At 72.9% G+C, this 22,115-nt stretch carries 20 protein-coding genes; 2 read left to right on the top strand and 18 right to left on the bottom strand.

Annotated features, from left to right (window positions below):
* Positions 1-128: 128 nt before the first annotated feature.
* Complete coding sequence (locus ACIRSU_RS26105; protein ID WP_030691274.1) at positions 129-584, bottom strand: Lrp/AsnC family transcriptional regulator; 456 nt, start codon at positions 582-584, stop codon at positions 129-131.
* A gap of 10 nt (positions 585-594) precedes the next feature.
* On the bottom strand, positions 595-2,103 hold the full coding sequence (locus ACIRSU_RS26110; RefSeq protein ID WP_403796687.1) for an amino acid permease: 1,509 nt from the start codon (positions 2,101-2,103) through the stop codon (positions 595-597).
* A gap of 333 nt (positions 2,104-2,436) precedes the next feature.
* On the opposite strand from ACIRSU_RS26110, the gene ACIRSU_RS26115 reads away from it, so the two are divergent.
* Positions 2,437-3,483 carry a GDSL-type esterase/lipase family protein gene (locus tag ACIRSU_RS26115; RefSeq protein ID WP_403796688.1) on the top strand — a complete coding sequence of 349 codons (1,047 nt, stop codon included), beginning with the start codon at positions 2,437-2,439 and terminating at the stop codon, positions 3,481-3,483.
* Between the two features lie 81 nt (positions 3,484-3,564).
* On the opposite strand, the gene ACIRSU_RS26120 is transcribed toward ACIRSU_RS26115, so the two are convergent.
* The 7 genes from ACIRSU_RS26120 to fmt all read right to left on the bottom strand — a co-directional run bounded on the left by ACIRSU_RS26120 (position 3,565) and on the right by fmt (position 10,548).
* Positions 3,565-5,007: a GuaB1 family IMP dehydrogenase-related protein gene (locus ACIRSU_RS26120; protein WP_403796690.1), complete on the bottom strand. Its 1,443-nt coding sequence runs from the start codon at positions 5,005-5,007 to the stop codon at positions 3,565-3,567.
* Positions 5,008-5,072: 65 nt separating this feature from the next.
* Entirely contained in the window at positions 5,073-5,477 is a 405-nt protein-coding gene (locus ACIRSU_RS26125; protein WP_403796692.1) for a barstar family protein, read from the bottom strand.
* On the bottom strand, positions 5,474-5,908 hold the full coding sequence (locus tag ACIRSU_RS26130; protein ID WP_403796694.1) for a ribonuclease domain-containing protein: 435 nt from the start codon (positions 5,906-5,908) through the stop codon (positions 5,474-5,476). The genes ACIRSU_RS26125 and ACIRSU_RS26130 overlap by 4 nt, the downstream gene beginning before the upstream one ends.
* A gap of 115 nt (positions 5,909-6,023) precedes the next feature.
* Positions 6,024-7,073: a sugar-binding transcriptional regulator gene (locus tag ACIRSU_RS26135; protein WP_403796696.1), complete on the bottom strand. Its 1,050-nt coding sequence runs from the start codon at positions 7,071-7,073 to the stop codon at positions 6,024-6,026.
* 195 nt (positions 7,074-7,268) lie between these two features.
* Positions 7,269-7,952 (bottom strand): ribulose-phosphate 3-epimerase, encoded by a 684-nt coding sequence (gene rpe, locus ACIRSU_RS26140; RefSeq protein ID WP_403796699.1) that lies wholly within the window; start codon positions 7,950-7,952, stop codon positions 7,269-7,271.
* Positions 7,953-8,086: 134 nt separating this feature from the next.
* Positions 8,087-9,526: an RsmB/NOP family class I SAM-dependent RNA methyltransferase gene (locus tag ACIRSU_RS26145; protein WP_403796701.1), complete on the bottom strand. Its 1,440-nt coding sequence runs from the start codon at positions 9,524-9,526 to the stop codon at positions 8,087-8,089.
* 89 nt (positions 9,527-9,615) lie between these two features.
* Positions 9,616-10,548, bottom strand: coding sequence for a methionyl-tRNA formyltransferase (gene fmt / locus ACIRSU_RS26150; RefSeq protein ID WP_403796704.1), 933 nt, complete (start codon positions 10,546-10,548; stop codon positions 9,616-9,618).
* Between the two features lie 233 nt (positions 10,549-10,781).
* Here fmt and ACIRSU_RS26155 point away from each other — a divergent pair, with 233 nt between their 5' ends.
* On the top strand, positions 10,782-11,303 hold the full coding sequence (locus ACIRSU_RS26155) for a hypothetical protein (RefSeq protein WP_403796707.1): 522 nt from the start codon (positions 10,782-10,784) through the stop codon (positions 11,301-11,303).
* 321 nt (positions 11,304-11,624) lie between these two features.
* Here ACIRSU_RS26155 and ACIRSU_RS26160 read toward each other — a convergent pair whose 3' ends face one another.
* From ACIRSU_RS26160 to ACIRSU_RS26200, 9 genes are all read right to left on the bottom strand, one after another.
* Positions 11,625-13,781 carry a primosomal protein N' gene (locus ACIRSU_RS26160; protein WP_403796709.1) on the bottom strand — a complete coding sequence of 719 codons (2,157 nt, stop codon included), beginning with the start codon at positions 13,779-13,781 and terminating at the stop codon, positions 11,625-11,627.
* A 70-nt stretch (positions 13,782-13,851) separates the two neighbouring features.
* The gene (locus ACIRSU_RS26165; protein WP_403796711.1) at positions 13,852-15,525 is read right to left on the bottom strand and encodes a hypothetical protein; all 1,674 of its coding nucleotides are present in this window, start codon (positions 15,523-15,525) and stop codon (positions 13,852-13,854) included.
* A 197-nt stretch (positions 15,526-15,722) separates the two neighbouring features.
* Positions 15,723-16,931 (bottom strand): methionine adenosyltransferase, encoded by a 1,209-nt coding sequence (gene metK / locus ACIRSU_RS26170; protein ID WP_403796714.1) that lies wholly within the window; start codon positions 16,929-16,931, stop codon positions 15,723-15,725.
* 262 nt (positions 16,932-17,193) lie between these two features.
* Entirely contained in the window at positions 17,194-18,423 is a 1,230-nt protein-coding gene (coaBC, locus tag ACIRSU_RS26175) for a bifunctional phosphopantothenoylcysteine decarboxylase/phosphopantothenate--cysteine ligase CoaBC (RefSeq protein WP_403796716.1), read from the bottom strand.
* 96 nt (positions 18,424-18,519) lie between these two features.
* Positions 18,520-18,792, bottom strand: coding sequence for a DNA-directed RNA polymerase subunit omega (rpoZ, locus tag ACIRSU_RS26180; protein WP_005319902.1), 273 nt, complete (start codon positions 18,790-18,792; stop codon positions 18,520-18,522).
* Positions 18,793-18,844: 52 nt separating this feature from the next.
* Positions 18,845-19,408, bottom strand: coding sequence for a guanylate kinase (gmk, locus tag ACIRSU_RS26185; protein ID WP_403796718.1), 564 nt, complete (start codon positions 19,406-19,408; stop codon positions 18,845-18,847).
* Between the two features lie 73 nt (positions 19,409-19,481).
* On the bottom strand, positions 19,482-19,805 hold the full coding sequence (locus ACIRSU_RS26190) for an integration host factor (RefSeq protein WP_030493613.1): 324 nt from the start codon (positions 19,803-19,805) through the stop codon (positions 19,482-19,484).
* 323 nt (positions 19,806-20,128) lie between these two features.
* Positions 20,129-20,992: an orotidine-5'-phosphate decarboxylase gene (pyrF, locus tag ACIRSU_RS26195; RefSeq protein ID WP_403796720.1), complete on the bottom strand. Its 864-nt coding sequence runs from the start codon at positions 20,990-20,992 to the stop codon at positions 20,129-20,131.
* On the bottom strand, positions 20,989-22,098 hold the full coding sequence (locus tag ACIRSU_RS26200) for a quinone-dependent dihydroorotate dehydrogenase (RefSeq protein ID WP_403796722.1): 1,110 nt from the start codon (positions 22,096-22,098) through the stop codon (positions 20,989-20,991). Before ACIRSU_RS26200 ends, pyrF begins: the two co-directional genes overlap by 4 nt.
* Positions 22,099-22,115 lie beyond the last annotated feature (17 nt).

Consider the following 22,115-nt stretch of genomic DNA (forward strand, 5'->3'; position numbering starts at 1 on the left):
TGCACAGGTTGCGCCCGTCCTACTCCCCGGGGGGCCCGTGCACCCCCTACAACGGCCCCTTTTCGGCGGCGTAGGGGCGCCCCGCCCCCGGGGGGGGGGGGGCCCCCCCTTCCGGCGATCCGAAGGCCCTACGCGGGCGAGCCCGAGGAGAACCGCCGCAGCAGCGGCGACAGCACGAGCACGGACTTGGTGCGCTCCACGAAGGGCTCGCCCGCGATCCGCTCCAGGACGCGCTCGAAGTGGCGCATGTCCGAGGCGAAGACCTGGACGACGGCGTCCGCGTCACCGGTCACGGTCGACGCGGACACCACCTCCGGATACCGCTCGAGGCCGCGCCGGATGTCCTCCGGCGAGGTGTTGTGGCGGCAGTAGATCTCGACGAACCCCTCCGTCTCCCAGCCGAGCGCCGCCGGGTCCACCCGTACGGTGAAGCCGGTGATGGCGCCCTCGGCCCTGAGCCGGTCCACGCGCCGTTTCACGGCGGGCGCGGAGAGACCGACCAGCGAGCCGATGTCGGCGTAGCTGCGGCGGGCGTCTTCCGCGAGGGCGTGGACGATGCGTTCGTCGAGGTCGTTGAGTCGCACTACGGGTGGATCACTTCTCTGCAGGGGCCTCTGCCAGGACCGGAGCGTCGGCCGTGGCCGTGGCCAGACGGGAGCGGCGCATGCCGTACAGGAAGTAGAACACGAGTCCCGCGGCCATCCAGCAACCGAAGACCACCCAGGTCACGGTGTCGAGGCTGAACATGTTGTACGCGCAGAAGAAGAATCCGAGCACCGGGAAGACCGGGCCGAACGCCACCTTGAAGGTGCGCGGCATGTCGGGGCGGGTGTAGCGGAGCACGATCACCGCGATGTTGACCAGACCGAAGGCGAAGAGGGTGCCGATGCTGGTGGCGTCGACGAGCTTGCCCAGCGGGATGACCGAGGCGAGGACGGCGCAGAAGAGGGAGACGATCACCGTGTTGATGCGCGGGGTGCCGGTCTTGGCGCTGACCTTGCCGAAGACCTTCGGCACCAGGCCGTCGCGGGACATCGCGAAGAGGACGCGGGTCTGGCCGTAGAGCACGGTGAGGACGACGCTCGCGATGGAGATGACGGCGCCGGCGGCGAGCATGGTGCCCCAGAAGGTCTGGCCGGTGACGTCGTTCATGATCGCCGCCAGGGTGGCCTCGGAGCCCGCGAAGTCCTTCCAGTGCCAGGCGCCGACCGCGACGGCGGCGACGAGCACATAGAGGACGGTCACGATGAGCAGCGAGAGCATGATCGCCCGCGGCAGGTCGCGCTTGGGGTTCTTGGCCTCCTCGCCGGCCGTGGAGGCGGCGTCGAAACCGATGTAGGAGAAGAACAGGCTGGCGCTGGCGGCGCCGACGCCCGACATGCCGAGCGGCATGAAGTCCTTGTAGTTGCCGGACTTGAAGCCCATGAAACCGATGGCGCAGAAGAGCGCGAGCGCGGCGATCTTCACGACGACCATGATCGTGTTGACGACGGCGGACTCACGGGCGCCGCCGAGCAGGAACACCATGGCGAGCAGCACGACGATGAGGCCCGGCAGGTTGATGATGCCGCCCTCGCCCGGGGCGGACGACAGCACGTCGGGGATGGTGACGCCGATGGTGCCGTCGAGCAGCTCGTTCAGGTACTCACCCCAGCCGACGGCCACGGCGGCGACCGAGACGCCGTACTCGAGGACCAGACACCAGCCGCAGACCCAGGCGACGAGTTCACCCATCGTTGCGTACGCGTAGGAGTACGAGGAGCCCGCGACCGGGATGGAGCCGGCCAGCTCGGCGTACGAGAGGGCCGAGAAGAGCGCCGTGAGACCGGCGATCACGAAGGACAGCGTGACGGCCGGGCCGGCCTTGGGGACCGCCGAGCCGAGCACGACGAAGATGCCGGTGCCGAGCGTCGCACCGATGCTGATCATGGTCAGCTGCCACATGCCGAGCGAGCGGCGGAGCGAGCCGCCCTCGCCCTGCCCACCCTCTGCGACCAGGTTCTCCACCGGCTTGCGACGGATGAGGGCGGAGAGCCCGGAGGTCCTGCGGGCGGTCGGGACGGACATGTCCTCGACGGGTGGGGCTGCGCCGTGGTCAAGCACTGCGGGGGCTCCTTATCGCTGCCTGTCGACGAGCGGGGACCGCGGCGGTGACGTGGGCAGACAGAAGAAAGCCCACGGGGGAAGGGGGAACCGCCGAGCAGGCGGTCGCCGCCACTCCTGGTACGGGGCATGAGCCTAAGCGCTAATGCTTCGCACTCGTAATGCAGGGTTGTTGCGCAGTGGTGGATGATCATTGCGCGCTTGGGGCACAGACGGGGAAACATTGCGCGCTGCCGCATGAATCGACACATCGGGGGCAATGGGGCACCCTGCCCGCACACCTTGACTCCTCGGGCCGGATCGACCACTCTGCACCCGCCCGAAGGAGGTCCCGTGAGCCCGTCGGCACCCTGGCTGGAGCCCGAACCCTTTCTGCGCGGCACGGCCTGGCGGGACGGCGCCGGCCGGCCGGTACGGGCCGATCCGGCCGACCTGGCACGCCTGCCCTGGGACATCGCCGAGCGGGCCGGACTGCCCGTCGGGGTGCGCCTCGAGTTCACGGCGGCGCCCGGCACCAGGGCGGTCGAGGTGCGCTACCGGGCGGCCGTGCCCGGGGCGGGCGATCCGCTGCGCGCACTGCGGCACGGCTTCGCGCTCTGGCGGGGCGCGCGCTGCCTCGCGGAGGTGTTCGCGGAGCCCGCCGAGCAGGCCACCGTGCGCATCGAACTCCCGTCCGACGGCGGAGAGTTCACGGTGCGGCTGCCGGAGCAGCAGCGGCCGCTCGTCCTCGGACTGCGACCCTCGCGCGGCGGCGCCCTCTCCCCAGCGCCGCACCGCCCGCGCTGGCTGGTTCACGGCGACTCGATCACCGAGGGCTGGTGGGCGACCCGGCCCGCGCACGCCTGGCCCGCCGTGGCCGGCCGGGCGCTCGGCCTCGACCCGGTGAACCTCGGCTACGCGGGCGGGGCGCGCGGCGAACTCCCGCTCGCCGAGCAGCTCGCCCGCCTCCCCGGCGCCCTGATCACCCTCGCCTTCGGCACCAACTGCTGGGCCTCCGTGCCCAGTTCGGCGCCGCTGCTGTACGAGACCACCCGGGCCTTCGTCGCCCTGGTCCGCCGCGGCCACCCGGACACCCCGCTGCTGCTCCTCTCCCCCGTGCTGCGCCCGGCGGCCGAACACACCCGCAACGCCCTCGGCGCCGGCCTCGCGGAGCTCCGTACGGCCATGGAGGAGGCCGTACGGGACCTGGTGGCGGCCGGCGACACCCGCCTCGCCCTGCTGCCCGGGCGCCCGCTGCTCGGCCCCGAGGACCTCGCCGACGGCCTGCACCCGAACGACCGGGGCCACGCGCGGATCGCGGCGGCGGTGGCGGCGGCGCTGCGGGCGGCGGGCTGGGCGGGGCGAGCGGGCCGGGAGAGCCGGGTGGGGCGGGGTGGCTGAGAACGCCGCAGGGCCCCCGGGAACGGATTCCCGGGGGCCCTGCGGACGGATTCGGCCGATGCCGCCGATACGTTTCGGCGACTAGCTCCAGCTGGCGTGCAGCGGCTTGCCCTCCGCGTAACCGGCGGCGGACTGGATGCCGACGACGGCCTTCTCCTCGAACTCGGCGAGCGAGGCCGCACCGGCGTAGGTGCAGGAGGAGCGGACACCGGCGATGATCGAGTCGATCAGGTCCTCGACGCCCGGGCGCTGCGGGTCGAGGAACATCCGGGAGGTGGAGATGCCCTCCTCGAACAGCGCCTTGCGGGCGCGGTCGTACGAGGACTCGTCGGAGGTCCGGTTCTTGACGGCGCGGGCCGAGGCCATGCCGAAGGACTCCTTGTAGGCACGGCCCTTGGCGTCGTGCTGGAGGTCGCCCGGGGACTCGTAGGTGCCGGCGAACCAGGAGCCGATCATCACGTTGGACGCGCCGGCGGCCAGCGCCATGGCGACGTCGCGCGGGTGCCGGACACCGCCGTCGGCCCACACGTGCTTGCCGTACTTCTTCGCCTCGGCGGCGCACTCCAGGACGGCCGAGAACTGCGGGCGGCCCACGCCGGTCATCATGCGGGTGGTGCACATGGCGCCGGGGCCCACACCGACCTTGATGATGTCCGCGCCGGCCTCGATGAGGTCCTTGACGCCCTCGGCGGCGACGATGTTGCCGGCCACGATCGGGACGTGCGGGTCGAGCGCCCGGACGGTCCTGATCGCGCTGATCATCGACTCCTGGTGGCCGTGCGCGGTGTCGATGACGAGCGTGTCCACGCCCGCGTCGAGCAGCAGCTTGGCCTTGCCCGCGACGTCACCGTTGATGCCGACGGCGGCGGCGATGCGCAGCCTGCCCTCGCCGTCCACGGCCGGGTTGTAGAGGGTCGCGCGCAGCGCGCCCTTGCGGGTGAGGATGCCGACCAGCTTGCCGTCGGCGTCGACGGCCGGGGCGTAGCGGCGGTTGGCGGCGTCGAGGGTGTTGAACGCCTCGCGCGGCTCGATGTCGGCGTCGAGCAGCAGCAGGTCCCTGGACATGACCTCGGACAGCTGGGTGAAGCGGTCCACGCCGGACAGGTCGGCGTCGGTGACGACGCCGACCGGGCGCCGGTCCTCGTCGACGACGACACCGGCGTCGTGCGCGCGCTTGGGCAGCAGCGAGAGCGCGTCGGCGACGGTCTGGTGGGGCTCCAGGACGATCGGGGTGTCCAGGACCAGGTGGCGGGACTTCACCCAGGCGATGACGTCGGTGACGACGTCGATCGGGATGTCCTGCGGAATGACGACCAGGCCGCCACGACGGGCGACGGTCTCGGCCATGCGACGGCCGGCGATGGCGGTCATGTTCGCGACGACCAGCGGAATCGTCGTACCCGTACCGTCGGGCGAGGAGAGATCCACGGCCTGGCGGGAACCGACGGCCGAGCGGCTCGGCACCATGAACACATCGTCGTACGTGAGGTCGTACGGCGGCTTGACGTCATTGAGGAAACGCACGTGCTGACATCCCAGTCGTTCGGATCGGCCCCTAGGCATTTCAGCCAGGGGAAAAAGCACGTAGTTCAGTGTTGCACGGGGGGTGCCGCGGGCGGAGGGGACGGATCATCCGAGCCTGACGACGGGGCGTCTGTCGGATCCTCCAATCCGGCGACTTCGCCGCCGAGCCAGAGCAGGACCGCGAGGCCGGCCGAGCTGGCCCGGGCAGCCGCCGAGAACACCTCCTGGGCGACGGTCCACTCCTCCGGTTCGGCCTCGGCGTAAGCCTGCCAGCCCGTCACCACGATCGCCATGGGTCGGCGCATATCCGCGAGGCAGTCGGCGAGCGCGTCCCAGTTGCGGCCGAACCAGACCGGCAGCGGGAGCGCGCGGACACAGCGGTTCATGAAGGCCGTCTTGTCGGTGACCCCGTGGAGGTCGAGGACGGTGAGGTCCCCGAGCTCCTCGAGTCTCGCCCCGATCCCGGTCATCCCGCGACCACCTCCCGGAAGCTCGCGTAGTGGTCGTCCGTGTAGTAGACCTCGCCGTCGCCGCCGGTGACGAGCCGCCGGGCCCCGCGGTCGCGCTCGCCCGGGGTCCTGACCGTGTACTCGTGGTAATAGCCGCGCTTTTCCTTCGGCAGGACGCGCTCGAAGTTCGAGAACACCGCGCCGTCCTTGGCGTATGGGAAGGGCCCGCCGGCCCGGATGAGGACCAGCGTCTTCCGCGCCTCGGCCGGCAGCTGCGACTCCCGGACGGTGGGGAGGCCGGAGCGGGCGGACGGCGCAGCCGTCGAAACCGCTGCCGTCGTACGGGTCGGGGTCGCCGAGTCGCTGCCCGCCCCGCCGCCGGAGCACCCGGTCAGGAACAGCGAGGCCCCGGCGAGCAGGGCGAGCCCGAGCCGGGCGCATCGAGAGAACATGCCCCGATGCTGCCACCGCGACGCCGACCCCATTCCGGGGACGCGCCGCGGGGAGGAAGGCGGGCCGGGTCGGGCCCCGGGGTGACCACCGCACCGGGGCCCGGCCGCCTTCGGGTCAGATGCCGTCCGGGTCCGCGCGGTCGAGGGCCGGGCGGGGGCCGGGGCTGGACTCGGTGAGCAGGTAGTCGGCGGCCGAGCGGTCGGTCACCAGGCTGGTGACGAGGCCTGAGCGGAGCACCGCGCCGATCGCCGCCGCCTTGCGGTGGCCGCCCGCGATGGCGACGACCTCGGGGATCCGGCGCAGCCGGTCCGTCTCGACGGTGATGCACCGCTCGCCGAGGTCGCGGCCGACCCGGCGGCCCTCCGCGTCGAAGAGGTGCGCCGACATCTCGGCGGCGACGCCGAGCGAGGCGTAGTGGGCGCGCTCCTCCTCCGACAGCATGTCGTGGACGGTGGAGACGCCCGGCTCCCAGGAGCCGATGGACACGCAGGCGACCGTCACCTTGTCGAAGTACTCGAAGGCCCGGGCGATGCCGGTCTGGCTGCGCAGCGCGTTGGCGGTCGCCGCGTCGGGCAGCAGCATCGGCGCGTAGATGGGGTGCGCCTCGCCGCCGGAGACCTGTGCGGCCCGCCGGACCGCCTCGACCGAGCCGCGCTCGGCCGTGCCCGCGTCGTACACGCCGGTGAGCTGCACGACGGTGCAGGGCGGCAGCCGGTCGAGCGCGGCGGCCATGTGGATCGTGGAGCGGCCCCAGGCGAGGCCGAGCACGTCGCCCTCGGTGACCAGCTCGCCGAGCAGGTCGGCCGCGACCTCGCCGAGGTTCTCCGGGTCGGGCGACTCCTCCTCGCCCTCCGCCGGGGACTCGACGACGACGGCATGACGCAGGCCGTAGCGGGCACGGAGCGCGTCGGAGCGCTCGGCGTCCAGCTCGGCCGGTACGCGGATCTCGATGCGCACGAGGTCGCGCTCAAGGGCGGTCTCCAGGACCCGGGCCACCTTGAAGCGGCTCACGCCGAACTCCTCGGCGATCTGGATCTTGGACTTGCCCTCGAGGTAGAAGCGACGGGCCATGGCCGCCGCCTGCACGAGCTCCGCGGGTCCCATCCGCAGGGCTGACCGTCCCGCCGACATACCCGCCACCGCGATCTCCTCACTGCTGTTCACGTGCCGCTGCCGCGCTTCATTTGCTGCTGGTGCTGCTGCCACTGGTGCTGACACTGGTGGTGCCAGTGCTACTGCTGTTCCTGGTGCTGTTCACACTCTGGACCCACTGTTCATCCTGTCAGATCCGGCGGGCCCAGAACGGCCGTGTCGGCGGCCCGACGGGCCGCGTTCACGTACCGGTGGGTCAGTGGAGGCTCAGTGGCCACACGCCCACGCGGCGGAGGCGCTCGCGGCCTCCGCCCTGTCCCGCAGCGAGCGGACCGCGGCGGCCGGGTCGGCGGCTCCGTAGACCGCGGAACCGGCCACGAAGACGTCCGCGCCGGCCTCGGCGCACCGCTCGATGGTGGCCTCGGAGACGCCGCCGTCGACCTGGAGCCAGAGCTCGAGACCGTGCTTGGAGATCAGCTCACGGGTGCGGCGGATCTTCGGCAGCATGATGTCGAGGAAGGCCTGACCGCCGAAGCCGGGCTCGACCGTCATGATCAGCAGCATGTCCAGCTCGGGGAGCAGGTCCTCGAACGGCTCGATGGGCGTGGCCGGCTTGAGCGCCATCGACGCCCGGGCCCCCTTGGCGCGGATCTCCCGGGCCAGGCGTACGGGCGCGGCCGCGGCCTCCACGTGGAAGGTGACGGAGCCGGCGCCGGCCTCCACGTACTGCGGGGCCCAGCGGTCCGGGTCCTCGATCATCAGATGGCAGTCGAGCGGGGTGTCGGTGGCCCGGGCCAGCGATTCGACGACGGGCACGCCCAGCGTCAGGTTGGGCACGAAGTGGTTGTCCATCACGTCGACGTGCAGCCAGTCGGCCCCGTCGACCGCCTTCGCCTCATCGGCGAGCCGGGCGAAGTCCGCGGACAGGATGCTGGGATTGATCTGCGCCATGTGCCAAGCCTGCCATGTTCTTGAGGACTTCTTTGCCGCTGCGGAGTTTGAATCCTAGGGGGTACCGAGCGTACTGGTACAGACCAGGAGAAAACTCCGCCGCGAAGTGACCTCCGAGCGCCTCCGAGCCGGCGTCAGGCCGTGCGGCGGATCAACGCCAGATACATGGCGTCCGTACCGTGCAGATGCGGCCACAGCTGGACGTCCGGACCGTCGCCGAGGTCCGGTACGCCGGGCAGCAGCGGGCGGGCGTCGATCAGCTCGGCGCCGCCGACCTTCTTCAGGACGTCGTCGACGACCACCCGGGTCTCGGCCAGGTGCGGGGAGCAGGTCGCGTAGCCGACCACGCCGCCGATCCGGACCGCGCGCAGCGCCTCGGTGAGCAGCCCGCGCTGCAGCGGGGCGAAGCCGTCGAGGTCGCCGGGGCGGCGGCGCCAGCGCGCCTCGGGGCGGCGGCGCAGCGCGCCGAGCCCGGAGCAGGGCACGTCCATCAGGACCCGGTCGAAGCTGCCCTCGCCCCACGGCGGGCGGGTGCCGTCGGCGGCGATGACCTGGTACGGGCCGGGGTTGCCGGCCAGCGCGCGCTCGACGAGCCGGGCGCGGTGCGGCTGCTTCTCGGAGGCGAGCAGGGCGGCGCCGCGCTCGGCGGCGAGGGCGCCGAGCAGGGCCGCCTTGCCGCCCGGGCCGGCGCAGCCGTCGAGCCAGCGGGTGTCGGGGCCGTCGAGCGGCGCGTTGGCGAGCGCGATCGCCACGAGCTGGCTGCCCTCGTCCTGCACGCCGGCCCGGCTCTCCCGCACGGCCTCGATGGTGCCCGGATCGCCGCCCTCGGCCATGCGCAGCGCGTACGGGGACCAGCGGCCGGGCTCGGTCTCGGCGGCCTGCTCCAGCTCCGCGACGGTGGCGCGGCCGGGGCGGGCGACCAGGGTGACCTCGGGCCGCTCGTTGTCGGCCGCGAGCAGCGCCTCGATGCCGGCCCGGCCGCCGCCGAGCGCGTCCCAGAGCGCGGAGACCACCCAGCGGGGGTGGGAGTGGACGACCGCGAGGTGGTCCTCGGCGTCCTCGTCGTACGGCGGCGCGACCCGCGCCACCCAGGTCTCGAAGTCGTCCTGCGCGATCTTGCGGAGGACGGCGTTCACGAACTTGGCCCGCCCGTCCCCGAGCACCACCCGCGCCAGCTCCACGGTCGCGGACACGGCGGCGTGGCTCGGGATCCGCGTCCCGAGCAACTGGTGCGCCCCGAGCGACAGCACGTCGAGCACCGGCGGGTCGACCTCCCGCAGCGGCCGGTCCACGCACGCCGCGATGATCGCGTCGTACGTCCCCTGCCGCCGCAGCGTCCCGTACACCAGCTCGGTCGCGAGCGCCGCGTCCCGCCCGTCGAACCCCTCGTTCTTCTCCCGCGCCTTCTTCAGCAGCGGCGGCAGCACGAGGTTGGCGTACGCGTCCCGCTCGTCCACGGCCCGCAGCACCTCGAACGCGAGGATCCGCACGGGATCCTTCTTGGGCCGGCGGTGGGGCCTGGGGGCCTTGCCCGAGGTGGGCTGGGGCGCACGACGACGTGCCTGCTCGCTCAAAGGTGCTCCGCGTGACGAAATGAGGGGTCGAACCCCCTCAGCCTACGTCCGCGCGCCACGACCGGGGAAAACGGGCCCGCGGGGCCCGGTCAGGCCCCGACCCGCTCCCCCGCCGCGATCCGTACGCCGCGTGCCCAGTCCGCCGCCTTCATCGGCTTCTTGCCCTGGGGCTGGACCCAGAGCAGTTCGACGGCGTGGGAGCCGGTGCCGACGTGCACGTTGTTCTTGCCGACGGCGAGTTCGCCGGGGGCGAGGTCGGTGCGGTCCGGGAGGAGGGCGACCTGGATGAGCTTGAGGCGTTCGCCGCGGAAGAGGGTCCAGGCGCCGGGGGCCGGGGTGCAGCCGCGGACGACGCGGTCGACGCGGAGGGCCGGGGCCTTGAAGTCGACGTGGGCGTCCTCGACCTGGATCTTCGGGGCGAGGGTGATGCCGTCGGCGGGCTGCGGGACCGCCTTGAGGGAGCCGTCCTCGATGCCGTCCATGGTCGCCGCGAGCAGCCCGGCGCCCGCGAAGGCGAGCCGGGTGAGCAGGTCGCCGCTGGTGTCGGTGGGGCGGACGTCCTCGGTGACGACGCCGTACACCGGGCCGGAGTCCAGGCCCTCCTCGATCTGGAAGGTGGACGCGCCGGTCACCTCGTCACCGGCCATGATCGAGTGCTGCACGGGCGCGGCGCCGCGCCACGCGGGGAGCAGCGAGAAGTGCAGGTTGACCCAGCCGTGGGTGGGGATGTCGAGGGCGACGCGGGGCAGCAGCGCGCCGTACGCGACGACCGGGCAGCAGTCCGGCGCGATCTCCCGCAGCCGGGCCAGGAACGCCTCGTCGCGCGGCCGCTCCGGCTTCAGGACCTCGATCCCGGCCTCCGCCGCCCGCTCGGCGACGGGGCTCGCGAGGAGCCGCCGCCCGCGCCCCGCGGGGGCGTCGGGCCGGGTGACGACGGCGGCCACCTCGTGCCGCCCGGAGGCGAGCAGGGCGTCCAGGGCGGGTACGGCGACCTCGGGGGTGCCGGCGAAGACGAGCTTCACGCGCGAAAACCTCGTATCTCGGGGCGTAGGAAGGGCAGCGCACCAGTCTAGGCCGCGTCCGCCCGCGACGCCCTCGGGGGCGTACGCGAGGACGAGCGCCCCGCGCATATGCGGATACGCCCCCGCAGCGTGACCCAACTCCCCGTGGCGCGTTGGTCAAGAGAGATTGACCGAAACGGGTCGCCCTCCCCCAGCGACCCGCCCCTTTTCACGCCGGTTCGAGAGGCTCATCCATGGCCGACCACGCCACCCACGACGCCCAGGCCCGGGCAAGTCTGCACCTGCTCGTGCGGGACATCGAGCGGGTCCGGCGGCAGGTGGACGCACTGCGCACGCTGACGGCCCAGCTGGGCAATGTCTACCGCCCTCGCCGCTCCGCCCCTTCGACGGGCTTCGTCGTCTACGGGCGCGCCCCCGCCCCGACCGTCCGTCTCGCCCAGGAACTGCGGGACAGCGTCGAGACCCTGGTGACCGCGGCCGTCGACTTCGACCGCTCGCTCGGGTTCTCGTGGGACGCGGTGGGCTCCGCGCTCGGAGTCACCAAGCAGGCGGTGCACCGCCGTTACGGTTCCCGCCGCGCCCCGCAGCCGGGCGGCGGCCCGCTGGAGCAGGACCGTACGCAGGAGGCGGGCGCGACCCGCACGCTGCCGGTCGTCCCGTCGGCCCGCAGCATGCCGCCGCAGCCGACCTCGGGCAGCCGGACCCTGCGCGAGGAGCCGCGCCCGCCGGCGTTCCCGGCCCCGCGCAACGGCTGACCGGCGCGGCACAGCCGACAGACCCCCGCTCCGTGCAACGGCCGGCCGCCACCGCGCGGCCCACGCGCCCGCCGCGTTCCCTCGGTGCCCGCACAGCGGTTGACCACCGCAGGGCACCCGGCCCGCCCGCCGGCGCTCCCCGCCGAGCGCAACGGCTGACGGTCACGCAGCCGCCCCCGAAGGCCGCCCGCCCCCGCGGGCGGCCTTCGTGTCGTCGGCCCTGCGGGCGGGCGTGGGGCCCCCGCGCGGGCGTAGGGCCTCCGCGCGGGCGGGCCGGCCTCCCCTCAGCCCGCGCGCGGCCTCGGGCAGTCGGACGGGCTGTCAGCCGATGTCCGGCGGGTCCACCCGGACCCGGACCGGTTCCCCGCCGCCCCGTGCCAGGCGGGCCGCCTGGGCCTTCTTCAGGGCGGTGGCCAGGGCCGCGCCGCTGCCCGGCGGGACGCGGATCAGGGCCCGCTCCCACTGTTCGCCCGGCGGGGTGTCGCCGGGGCGGCGGGGGCCGCCGGGGCGGGTGACGGGGAGTGGGACGGGGCCCAGGATCTCGGCGTCCGGGGGCAGTTCGGCGGCGGCCAGGAACGCGGCGAGGGCCTCCGGCGGGCCGGAGGCGGCCGCCATCCGGGAGACCGGCGGGAAGCCCAGCTCGGCCCGCTCGGCGAGTTCGCGCTGCGCGTGGCCGACCGGGTCCCAGCGGACGAGGGCCTGCACGGGCCGCAGGGTCGGCTCGGCGACGACCACGACGGTGCCGCCGTCCCCCTGGCCCCGTACGAGCGAGGCCGCGTCGATCCAGCGGCGCAGCGCCTCCTCGCCGGCCCGCAGGTCGGGGCGGCCGAGCATGGCCCAACCGTCGAGGAGCAGCGCGGCCGCGTAGCCGCCGTCGGCGACGGGTTCGGCGCCGGGGGTGCTCACCACCAGGGCGGGGCGTCCTGGGACGCGGTCGAGGACGTGGTCGCGTCCGGAGGTCCGTACGGGCACGGCCGGGAACGCCCGGCCCAGCTCCTCGGCCGTACGCCGGGCGCCGACGACCTGGGCGCGCAGCCGGTCGGAGCCGCAGGCAACGCAGTGCCAGTCGGGCGCGCCCCGGCCGCACCAGCCGCAGTGCAGCTCCCGCTGTTCGGGGGCCTCCAGGGGCCCGGAGCAGTGCCGGCAGCGGGCGGGCGTCCGGCACCGCTCGCACGCCAGCCGCGGTACGTAACCGCGGCGCGGCACCTGGACGAGCACCGGGCCCGTCTTCAGTCCCTCGCGCACCACCTGCCAGGCGAGCGTCGGCAGCCGGGCGGCGCGGGCGGCCTCGTCGCGGGCGAGGTCGGTGTCGCCGACGGTGCGGACGAGCGGCGCTGCCGTGCGCACCTGGTCGCGGGCTGGCAGCAGGGGCTGGGCCCAGCCGGACTCGACGAGCTGGGCGGCCTCGACGGTGCAGCTGGTGGAGCCGAGCAGGAAGGCGCAGCGGTCGTGGGCGGCGCGCAGCAGCAGCACGTCCCGGGCGTGCGGCTGCGGGGCGTGCGGCTCGCTGTGGCTGGAGTCGCCGTCGTCCCAGATGACGGCGAGCCCGAGCTCCCGTACGGGCGCGAACATGGCCGCCCGGGTGCCGACGACGGCCCGCACGGCGCCGCGCCGGACGGCGAGCCACTGCGCGTACCGCTTCTCGGGGCCGGCCTCGGCGGTGAGCAGCGCGTGCCGGCCCTCGTCGAGCAGCCCGGTGAGGGCCGCGTCGACGCGGGCGGCGACCCTGCCGTCGGGGACGACGACGAGCGCACCGCGCCCGGAGGCGAGGGTCGCGGCGACGGCCCGGGCGATCTCCTCGGCCCAGTGCGGACCGGGCAGCGCGTTCCACACGGCCCGGGGCGCGCCGCCGCGCGCCAGCGACTCCAGGAACGCGGCCCCGCGCTCGTACCGCACCCAGCTCCCCGGCGCCGGTGCGGCGGGCGGCGGCAGCGGCTCGGGCGAGGGCTTGCGCTCGGCGCTCGCGTTGCGCGGCGGCACGGCGAGCTGGAGCACGTCGGCGAGACTTCCCGCGTACCGGTCGGCGACCGCGCGGGCGAGCCCGAGCAGCTCCGGCCCGAGCACCGGTTCCGGCGAGACGACGTCGGCGAGCGCGGCCAGCGGCCCCGAGTAGTCCGACTCGGCGCGCCGCTCCACCAGGAAGCCGTCGATCAGCCGCCCGCCCTCGCGCCGCCCGCCCCGCACCTTGTGCGCCCCGGCCCCGAACCGCACCCGCACCCGCACTCCGGGCTGTGCCGCCGCGTCCAGCTCCTCCGGCACGGCGTAGTCGAAGAACTGGTCGAGATGGAGCACGCCCTTGTTCACCACGACACGGGCCACCGGCAGCTCCTTCGCCAGTGCGGCCCCCCGCCACGTCCGCGGCTTGGCCCGCGGCACCTTCGCCTGCCGCACGGTCTCCCGGATGAGCGCGAGCTGCTCGGGCTCCGGCTGCCCGGCCGGCCCCGGCTCCCCCGCGGACTTCTCGTTCTCGCTGCTCACAGCGTCATACCTACCAGACGCCACCGACAGACGGCCGCGGGCCGGCGAACGGTCCGCGGCCGCCGTCCGGTCAGCTGCCCGGCTTGGTGCAGACCGTGCTGGTTCCGTTGGTCACGCAGGCGCGGACCGCGGGGCTCGGCACGCCGGCCATGCCGGTGGCACCGCTGGTGGTGCGCTCGGCGATCGTGCGGTAGACGCCGTCGGCACCCTTGTCCTCGATCCAGATCCTCGCCCCGGCCGTGGCGGGCACGGTGCCGTCGGCCCAGGCGTAGACGCCGGTGCGGGACCAGCGCGGGTCACCGGTCTTCAGGGCGACCGAGCCGCCGCCGCTCAGGGTGACGCGCTGCCCCTCGGTGGGGCCGGACCACCACCAGTCGGTGATCGTGGTCGGGTCGAGGCCGGTGCAGGGCTCGGCGCAGGGGGCGTCGGGGCGCTGGATGTTGCCCGGGGGGAAGCCGCCGTCACAGCCCCATTCCTTGCCGTCGTCGAAACAGGCCCGGATCCGGCGGTTGCCGGCCCAGTTCGCGACGAACATCCCGGTGCGGCCGGAGGTGGTGCGGGATGCCTCGGGCCGGGCGAGGGGCGTGAGCACCAGGCGCTTCTCGGCTCCCACCCGGTCCTGGTACTCGAGCCAGGCGCGCGCCTTGGTGCTGTTCGGCGGCAGTTCGGCCTCGGCCCAGCGGTACTCGTGCTCGGGGTCCCAGGCGGGCGTGCCCTCGTAGACCGTGACCTTGCCGCCCTGGTAGGCGGAGACCGCGGCGACCTGACGCGGCTCGTGGTTCTCGAGCCAGGTGACGGTGGAGGCGTCGACGCCCTCGCAGGGCAGCTGGGCGCACGGCGCCTGGGTGGGCACGACGGCCGCCGTGCCGTCGTCCTTGGTGCAGCGCGTCTCGCTGCCGTCGGTGACGCAGGCCCGCAGCTCGCCGAGGGACACGAAGGCGTGGGTGTGGCCGGAGGTGGTGCGGCGGCCGTTGTCCCCGCCGATGGAGACCCAGATGTTGCCCCAGCGGCCGGCGCCCTCGTACTGCTCCAGCCACATGCGGGAGCCCGCGGTGGGGAGACCCGTGTCGGCCCAGCTGTACTGGGTGCCGTAATAGGCCTGCCCGGTGACGATCTGGACCCAGGCGCCGCCGGCCAGCTGGACCCTCTTGGCCGCGTCACGCGTCGGGCCGTACGACCACGAGGTGACGGTGTCCGGGTCGACCTCATCGCAGTGGTCCTGGCAGGGGACGACCGGGGCGACCTCCCTGGCGGGGTTGACGCCGGCGCCGTAGCCGCCGGTGCAGCCCTGCTGGACGCCGTCGTTGACACAGGCCCGGACGAACTCTCCGTCGTCGAACATGGCCGTGGTTCCCGAGACGGTACGGAACGCCGACGGATGCTTGATCAGGTCGGGCTCCAAGGTCCAGTCGTTGGGCTCGATCATGTCGGACAGCCACGCCTTGACGCCCGGCTTCGCCGGCAGGGTCACCTCCGCCCAGGCGTAGGTCTCGGAGCTGTCCCAGCTCGGCTTGCCCTGGTAGAGCTTCAGGCTCGCGCCGCTGCTCAGGGTGAACTGGTCGATCACCTTGGGCGCCGACGCCCAGGAGGTCACGGCCTTCGGGTCGGCGCCGTCACAGCCCTTGGACGGGCACGGTCTGGTCTGGGCCGTCACCGCGGCGGCCGGCACGGTGGCCGCGCCGAGCAGCGCGATTCCGAACAGGGCCGAGGCGGCCGTCAGGAACCGGCGTAACTTTCCCCGCACTCTTCTCACTTCTCCTCTGAAGACTCTGGAATCTGTGATCACCATCAACACCCAGAGCCCTCTCTCCGCCCTCTCGGCGGCCTCCCTTCCGCCTCGGACCCAGAGGCCCTCCGGTCCCGGGGGCCGCCGGAGGCGGACACGCGTGAGGGCCCCGGACCGCAATGCGGTCCGGGGCCCTCACGGGGAAGCAGTGCCTCCTACAGGCCGGCGGCCTTCTTCAGCGCGTCCACGCGGTCCGTGCGCTCCCAGGTGAAGTCCGGCAGCTCACGGCCGAAGTGGCCGTAGGCGGCGGTCTGGGCGTAGATCGGGCGGAGCAGGTCGAGGTCGCGGATGATCGCGGCCGGGCGGAGGTCGAAGACCTCGGCGATGGCCTGCTCGATCTTGTCCGTGTCGACCGTGTTGGTGCCGAAGGTCTCGACGAAGAGACCGACGGGCTCGGCCTTGCCGATCGCGTACGCGACCTGGACCTCGCAGCGCGAGGCGAGGCCCGCGGCGACGACGTTCTTGGCGACCCAGCGCATGGCGTAGGCGGCCGAGCGGTCGACCTTGGACGGGTCCTTGCCGGAGAAGGCGCCGCCACCGTGGCGGGCCATGCCGCCGTAGGTGTCGATGATGATCTTGCGACCGGTGAGGCCGGCGTCGCCCATCGGGCCGCCGATCTCGAAGCGGCCGGTCGGGTTGACCAGGAGGCGGTAGCCCTCGGTGTCGAGCTTGATGCCGTCCTCGACGAGCTGCTTGAGGACGTGCTCGACGACGAACTCGCGGATGTCGGGCGCGAGGAGCGACTCGAGGTCGATGTCGGAGGCGTGCTGCGAGGAGACGACGACCGTGTCGAGGCGGACGGCCTTGTCGCCGTCGTACTCGATGGTGACCTGGGTCTTGCCGTCGGGGCGCAGGTACGGGATGGTCCCGTTCTTGCGGACCTCGGTCAGGCGGCGCGAGAGGCGGTGCGCGAGGTAGATCGGGAGCGGCATGAGCTCCGGGGTCTCGTCCGACGCGTAGCCGAACATCAGGCCCTGGTCGCCGGCGCCCTGCTTGTCGAGCTCGTCCTCGTCACCCTCGACGCGGGCCTCGTAGGCGCTGTCGACGCCCTGCGCGATGTCCGGGGACTGCGACCCGATGGAGACCGAGACGCCGCAGGAGGCGCCGTCGAAGCCCTTCTTCGAGGAGTCGTACCCGATCTCGAGGATCTTGCCGCGGACGAGGGTGGGGATGTCCGCCCAGGCCTTGGTGGTGACCTCACCTGCGACGTGCACGAGGCCGGTGGTGATCAGCGTCTCGACGGCGACGCGGGAGGTGGGGTCCTCCTTGAGCAGCGCGTCGAGGATGGTGTCGCTGATCTGGTCAGCGATCTTGTCGGGGTGACCCTCGGTCACGGACTCCGAGGTGAACAGTCGACGGGACACAACGCTCCCTGGGGTTGCAGCGGCTGCTGGCTATCGATTGCGGACCGGCAGGGGGCTGCGCCCCGCGACGTTCCGAGAACAGTCTATCGGGCACGATCGGGCAGATGGCCAGGTCCCCGGCCGTGGATAGCGTGATCTGTGCGGTATTCGACCTTGAACCGCGCGATGATCAGGCCGCAGACCTGGCCCTTTGTCCAAAAGTGCCGGGTTTGCCGTCGTCAGCTCGGCGCAGTGCGCACGCCGTGCCGCGTTGCCGTGGAATTCACTCCGACACGGTACGCAGACGCGGCACCACGAGGTCCCAGACCGTCTCCGCGAGGGCCTCCTTCGGCCCGTACGGTACGGGGGTCTCGGCACCGTCGGCGGCGAGGATCACGGCCTCGTTCTCCTCCGAGCCGAAGGTCTTGCGCTCCCCCACCTCGTTGACGACCAGCAGGTCACAGCCCTTTCGGCGGAGCTTGGTGCGTCCGTTGGCGAGCACGTCGTCCGTCTCGGCGGCGAAGCCGACGACGACCTGGCCGGGCAGCGCGCGCTCGGCGGAGATCTCCGCGAGGATGTCGGGGTTGCGGACCAGCTCGACGGTGGGTGCGCCGCCGTCGTCGGTCTTCTTGATCTTTCCGGTGGCGTAGGAGGCGGGGCGAAAATCGGCCACCGCCGCGGCCATCACGACCGCGTCCGCGTCCGCGGCGGCCTTCAGCACGGCCTCGCGGAGCTGGACGGCGGTGCCGACCCGCACCACGTCGACGCCCGCCGGGTCGGGCAGCCCGGTGTTGGCCTCGATCAGGGTGACCCGGGCGCCGCGGGCAGCGGCGGCCTTGGCGAGCGCGTAGCCCTGCTTGCCGGAGGAGCGGTTGCCCAGGTAGCGGACCGGGTCCAGGGGCTCGCGGGTGCCGCCGGCGCTGACCACGACATGGCGGCCGGCCAGGTCGGGCGCCGCGGCACCGCGCGCCAGACGGTGCCTGTTCAAGATGTGTCGGCAGATCTCGAAGATCTCGCCGGGGTCGGGCAGCCGGCCCTTGCCGGTGTCGACGCCGGTGAGGCGGCCGACGGCGGGCTCGATGACGACGGCGCCGCGACGGCGCAGCGTGGCCACGTTCTCCTGGGTGGCCGGGTGCTCCCACATCTCGGTGTGCATGGCCGGGGCGAACACCACCGGACAGCGGGCGGTGAGCAGGGTGTTGGTGAGCAGGTCGTCGGCGAGGCCGTGGGCGGCCTTGGCGAGCATGTCGGCGGTGGCGGGGGCGACGACGACGAGGTCGGCGGCCTGGCCGATGCGGACGTGCGGGACCTCGTGGACGCTCTCCCAGACCTCGGTGGAGACGGGGTTGCCGGAGAGGGCGGACCAGGTGGCCGCGCCGACGAAGCGCAGGGCGGAGTCGGTGGGGACGACACGGACGTCGTGCCCGGACTCGGTGAGCCGGCGCAGCAGCTCGCACGCCTTGTAGGCGGCGATGCCGCCGCTCACGCCCAGGACGACCTTCGGCTTGGTCACGATTGCCACTCCCCGCACTCGGATGCGTACGACTCCATGAGACACCACAGGCCCGGCGGATGTTCCGCCGGGCCTGTGGCCGATACTTCCGGATGCTTACTGAGCCGGGCCCTCGATGGCCTCGGAGGTCAGCAGGCCCGCGTTGATCTCGCGCAGCGCGATCGAGAGCGGCTTCTCGTGGACGTGGGTGTCGACGAGCGGACCGACGTACTCGAGCAGGCCCTCGCCCAGCTGCGAGTAGTACGCGTTGATCTGGCGCGCGCGCTTGGCGGCGTAGATCACGAGGCTGTACTTGGAGTCCGTCGCCTCGAGCAGCTCGTCGATCGGCGGGTTGATGATGCCCTCGGGCGCGGTGATGGAAGAGGACACGCTCTACCTTCCGAAGATGGATATCCGATCACGGATCATGACGGATAAAAGATCAGACAACGTTCATCAACGTTAGCAGCTCACGCGCGACGTCCTCGACCGAGGTGTTGACGAGCGTGGTGTCGAACTCCGACTCGGCCGCGAGTTCGATCTTCGCGGCGTCCAGCCGGCGCTCGATGACCTCGGGCGACTCGGTGCCGCGGCCGGTGAGCCGGCGGACCAGCTCCTCCCAGCTCGGCGGGGCCAGGAAGACCAGCTGGGCCTCGCTCATGGAGTCCTTCACCTGGCGCGCGCCCTGGAGGTCGATCTCCAGGAGAACGGGCTCGCCGGCCTCCAGGCGGTCCAGGACCGCGCGGCGCGGGGTGCCGTAGCGGTTGCCCGCGAACTCGGCCCACTCCAGCAGCTCGCCGTTGGCGACCAGCTTGTCGAACTCGTCGTCCGTGACGAAGAAGTACTGGACGCCGTGCTTCTCGCCGGGCCTCGGCTTCCGTGTCGTGGCCGACACCGAGAGCCAGACCTCGGGGTGGACCTTGCGCATATGAGCGACGACCGTGCTCTTCCCCACCCCGGAGGGGCCGGAGAGCACGGTCAGCCGCGGACGTACCTCTGCTGCCATGCAGCGATTATTCCAGCTTCACCGGGGTGCCCGGGACGCGCGGTCCCGGGCCGCCGGTGCCGCCGGGGCGCCATCAGGCGCCGGCGCCGCCGAACTCGCGCTCCAGGGAGGCGATCTGGTTGGAGCCGAGACCGCGCACACGACGGCTCTCGGAGATGCCGAGGCGCTCCATGATCTGCTTGGCGCGGACCTTGCCCACGCCCGGCAGGGACTCGAGCAGCGCGGAGACCTTCATCTTGCCGATGACGTCGTTCTCCTGGCCCTGCTTGATGACCTCGTGGAGAGAGGCGCCGGAGTGCTTGAGTCGATTCTTGACCTCGGCCCGCTCCCGGCGAGCCGCGGCGGCCTTTTCGAGCGCGGCTGCGCGCTGTTCAGGGGTAAGGGGCGGAAGAGCCACGCCTACGTCACCTCGGATGTCGAACTGTCGGATACGGACCGGTGGGAAGCCGGGCACGCCACACGAGTGGAGCACCCACACCAGTGGAGCAGCGAACCGCGTGGAGTACGCCGAACGCCGACTCTGTCCCGGAGACTAGCGGCCACGGGCGCTCCAGTCAGCGAGAACAGAGGAAAAGTCCTGGTCAGCATCGACCGACCAGGACTTTTCGGGCATTTCGCCCCAGTTTTGGGTCAACTTTTGTCAAGGAGTGAGACGGCTCAGACACGCCGCTCCGACCTGCGGATTGGCGAGAAAGCGCCCCGGAAGGCCTCCGAGGTGCCTCAGCCGGCCACGGACTCCCGGATCTCGTTCGCGTAACGTTCCGCCGCCGAGCGCAGCGCACCGGCGTCCGGACCCGCCTTCAGGACCCCGCGGCTGACGTTCGGGACCACGTTGCGGACGGCCGCGCCGAACACCTTCGGCAGGTCGGCCGGGGTCGCGCCCTGGGCGCCGATGCCGGGGGCGAGCAGCGGGCCGTTGATGGCCAGGTCGAAGGCGGACAGATCGCCGAGCGTGGCGCCGACGACCGCGCCGAAGGAGCCCATCGGGGTCTCCCCCGCGTTCTCCTCGGCCAGGTGCGCCAGCATCGTCGCGCCGATGGTCCGGCCGTCCTCGCGGACCGCGCGCTGCACCTCCGCGCCCTCCGGGTTGGAGGTCAGCGCGAGGACGAAGAGGCCGGCGCCGGACGCGCGGGCCAGGTCGACGGCCGGCTTCAGGGAGCCGTAACCGAGGTACGGGGAGACCGTCAGCGCGTCCGAGAAGAGCGGCGAGTCGGGGCGCAGGAACGCCTCCGCGTACGCGCCCATGGTGGAGCCGATGTCGCCGCGCTTGGCGTCCATCACGACCAGACCGCCGGCCTGCCGCAGATCGGCGGTCGCGCGCTCCAGGACGGCGACGCCGCGCGAGCCGAAGCGCTCGAAGAAGGCGGCCTGCGGCTTGAAGACGGCGACGGTGCCGGCCAGGGCCTCGACGACGGTGTACGTGAAGCGCTCCAGGCCCGCGATGTCGTCGGCCAGGCCCCAGGAGTCGAGCAGCGCCGCGTGCGGGTCGATGCCGACGCACAGCGGGCCGCGCTCGTCCATGGCGGCGCGCAGGCGGGTGCCGAAGGGGGCCAGGGCGGGGGCCGGGGTGTTCTCCAGGGTCACTTCGCGGCCTTTCGGGTGTCGGCGCCGACGGCCTCGGCGAGGGTGGCGTACGGGGAGGCCGCGAGGCGCGCGGCGAGGCCCTTGTGGATGGCGCGGGCGTAGAACGGGCCCTCGTAGATGAAGGCGCTGTAGCCCTGGATCAGGGTGGCGCCGGCCAGGATCCGCTGCCAGGCGTCCTCGGCGTTCTCGATGCCGCCGACGCCGACGAGCACCATCCGGTCGCCCACGCGCGCGTAGAGGCGGCGCAGCACCTCCAGGGAGCGCTGCTTGACGGGGGCGCCGGACAGGCCGCCGGTCTCCTTGACGAGGGCCGGGTCGGACTTCAGGCCGAGGCCCTCGCGGGCGATGGTGGTGTTGGTGGCGATGATGCCGTCGAGGCCGAGCTCCAGGGCCAGGTCGGCGACGGCGTCCACGTCCTCGTCGGCGAGGTCGGGGGCGATCTTGACCAGGAGCGGGACGCGGCGGCCGGTCACGGAGCGGTCGGCGGCCTCGCGTACGGCGGTGAGCAGCGGGCGCAGCGACTCGGTGGCCTGGAGGTTGCGCAGGCCCGGGGTGTTCGGCGAGGAGACGTTGACGACCAGGTAGTCGGCGTGCCGGGCGAGCCGCTCGGTGGACTTCACGTAGTCGGCGGCGGCCTCGGCCTCGGGCACGACCTTGGTCTTGCCGATGTTGACGCCGACGACCGTCCTGAACACCGGGTTGCGGGCGGCCAGGCGGGCGGCGACGGCGGCCGAGCCCTCGTTGTTGAAGCCCATGCGGTTGATCAGGGCGCGGTCCTGGACCAGCCGGAAGAGCCGCTTCTTGGGGTTGCCCGGCTGGGCCTCGCCCGTCACGGTGCCGATCTCGACGTGGTCGAAGCCCAGCATGGACATGCCGTCGATGGCGACGGCGTTCTTGTCGAAGCCGGCGGCGAGGCCGAAGGGGCCGTGCATGCGCAGGCCCAGGGCCTCGGTGCGCAGCTCCTTGTGGCGCGGGGCGAGGACGGCCGCGACGAAGGTGCGCAGGACCGGGGTGCGGGCGGCGAGCCGGATCCAGCGGAAGGCCAGGTAGTGGGCCTTCTCGGGGTCCATCCGCTTGAAGACCAGGTTGAAGAAGAACTTGTACATATGTCTCAGATGTCCAG

Source organism: Streptomyces sp. NPDC101160, assembly GCF_044768205.1.
Lineage (GTDB): Bacteria > Actinomycetota > Actinomycetes > Streptomycetales > Streptomycetaceae > Streptomyces.

Coding starts and splice junctions, on each gene's coding strand:
- rpe (WP_403796699.1), bottom strand. CDS start 7,952: ATGGCGCAGATCAATCCCAGCATCCTGTCCGCGGACTTCGCCCGGCTC.
- ACIRSU_RS26200 (WP_403796722.1), bottom strand. CDS start 22,098: ATGTACAAGTTCTTCTTCAACCTGGTCTTCAAGCGGATGGACCCCGAG.
- gmk (WP_403796718.1), bottom strand. CDS start 19,408: ATGGCAGCAGAGGTACGTCCGCGGCTGACCGTGCTCTCCGGCCCCTCC.
- ACIRSU_RS26130 (WP_403796694.1), bottom strand. CDS start 5,908: ATGTTCTCTCGATGCGCCCGGCTCGGGCTCGCCCTGCTCGCCGGGGCC.
- ACIRSU_RS26155 (WP_403796707.1), top strand. CDS start 10,782: ATGGCCGACCACGCCACCCACGACGCCCAGGCCCGGGCAAGTCTGCAC.
- ACIRSU_RS26125 (WP_403796692.1), bottom strand. CDS start 5,477: ATGACCGGGATCGGGGCGAGACTCGAGGAGCTCGGGGACCTCACCGTC.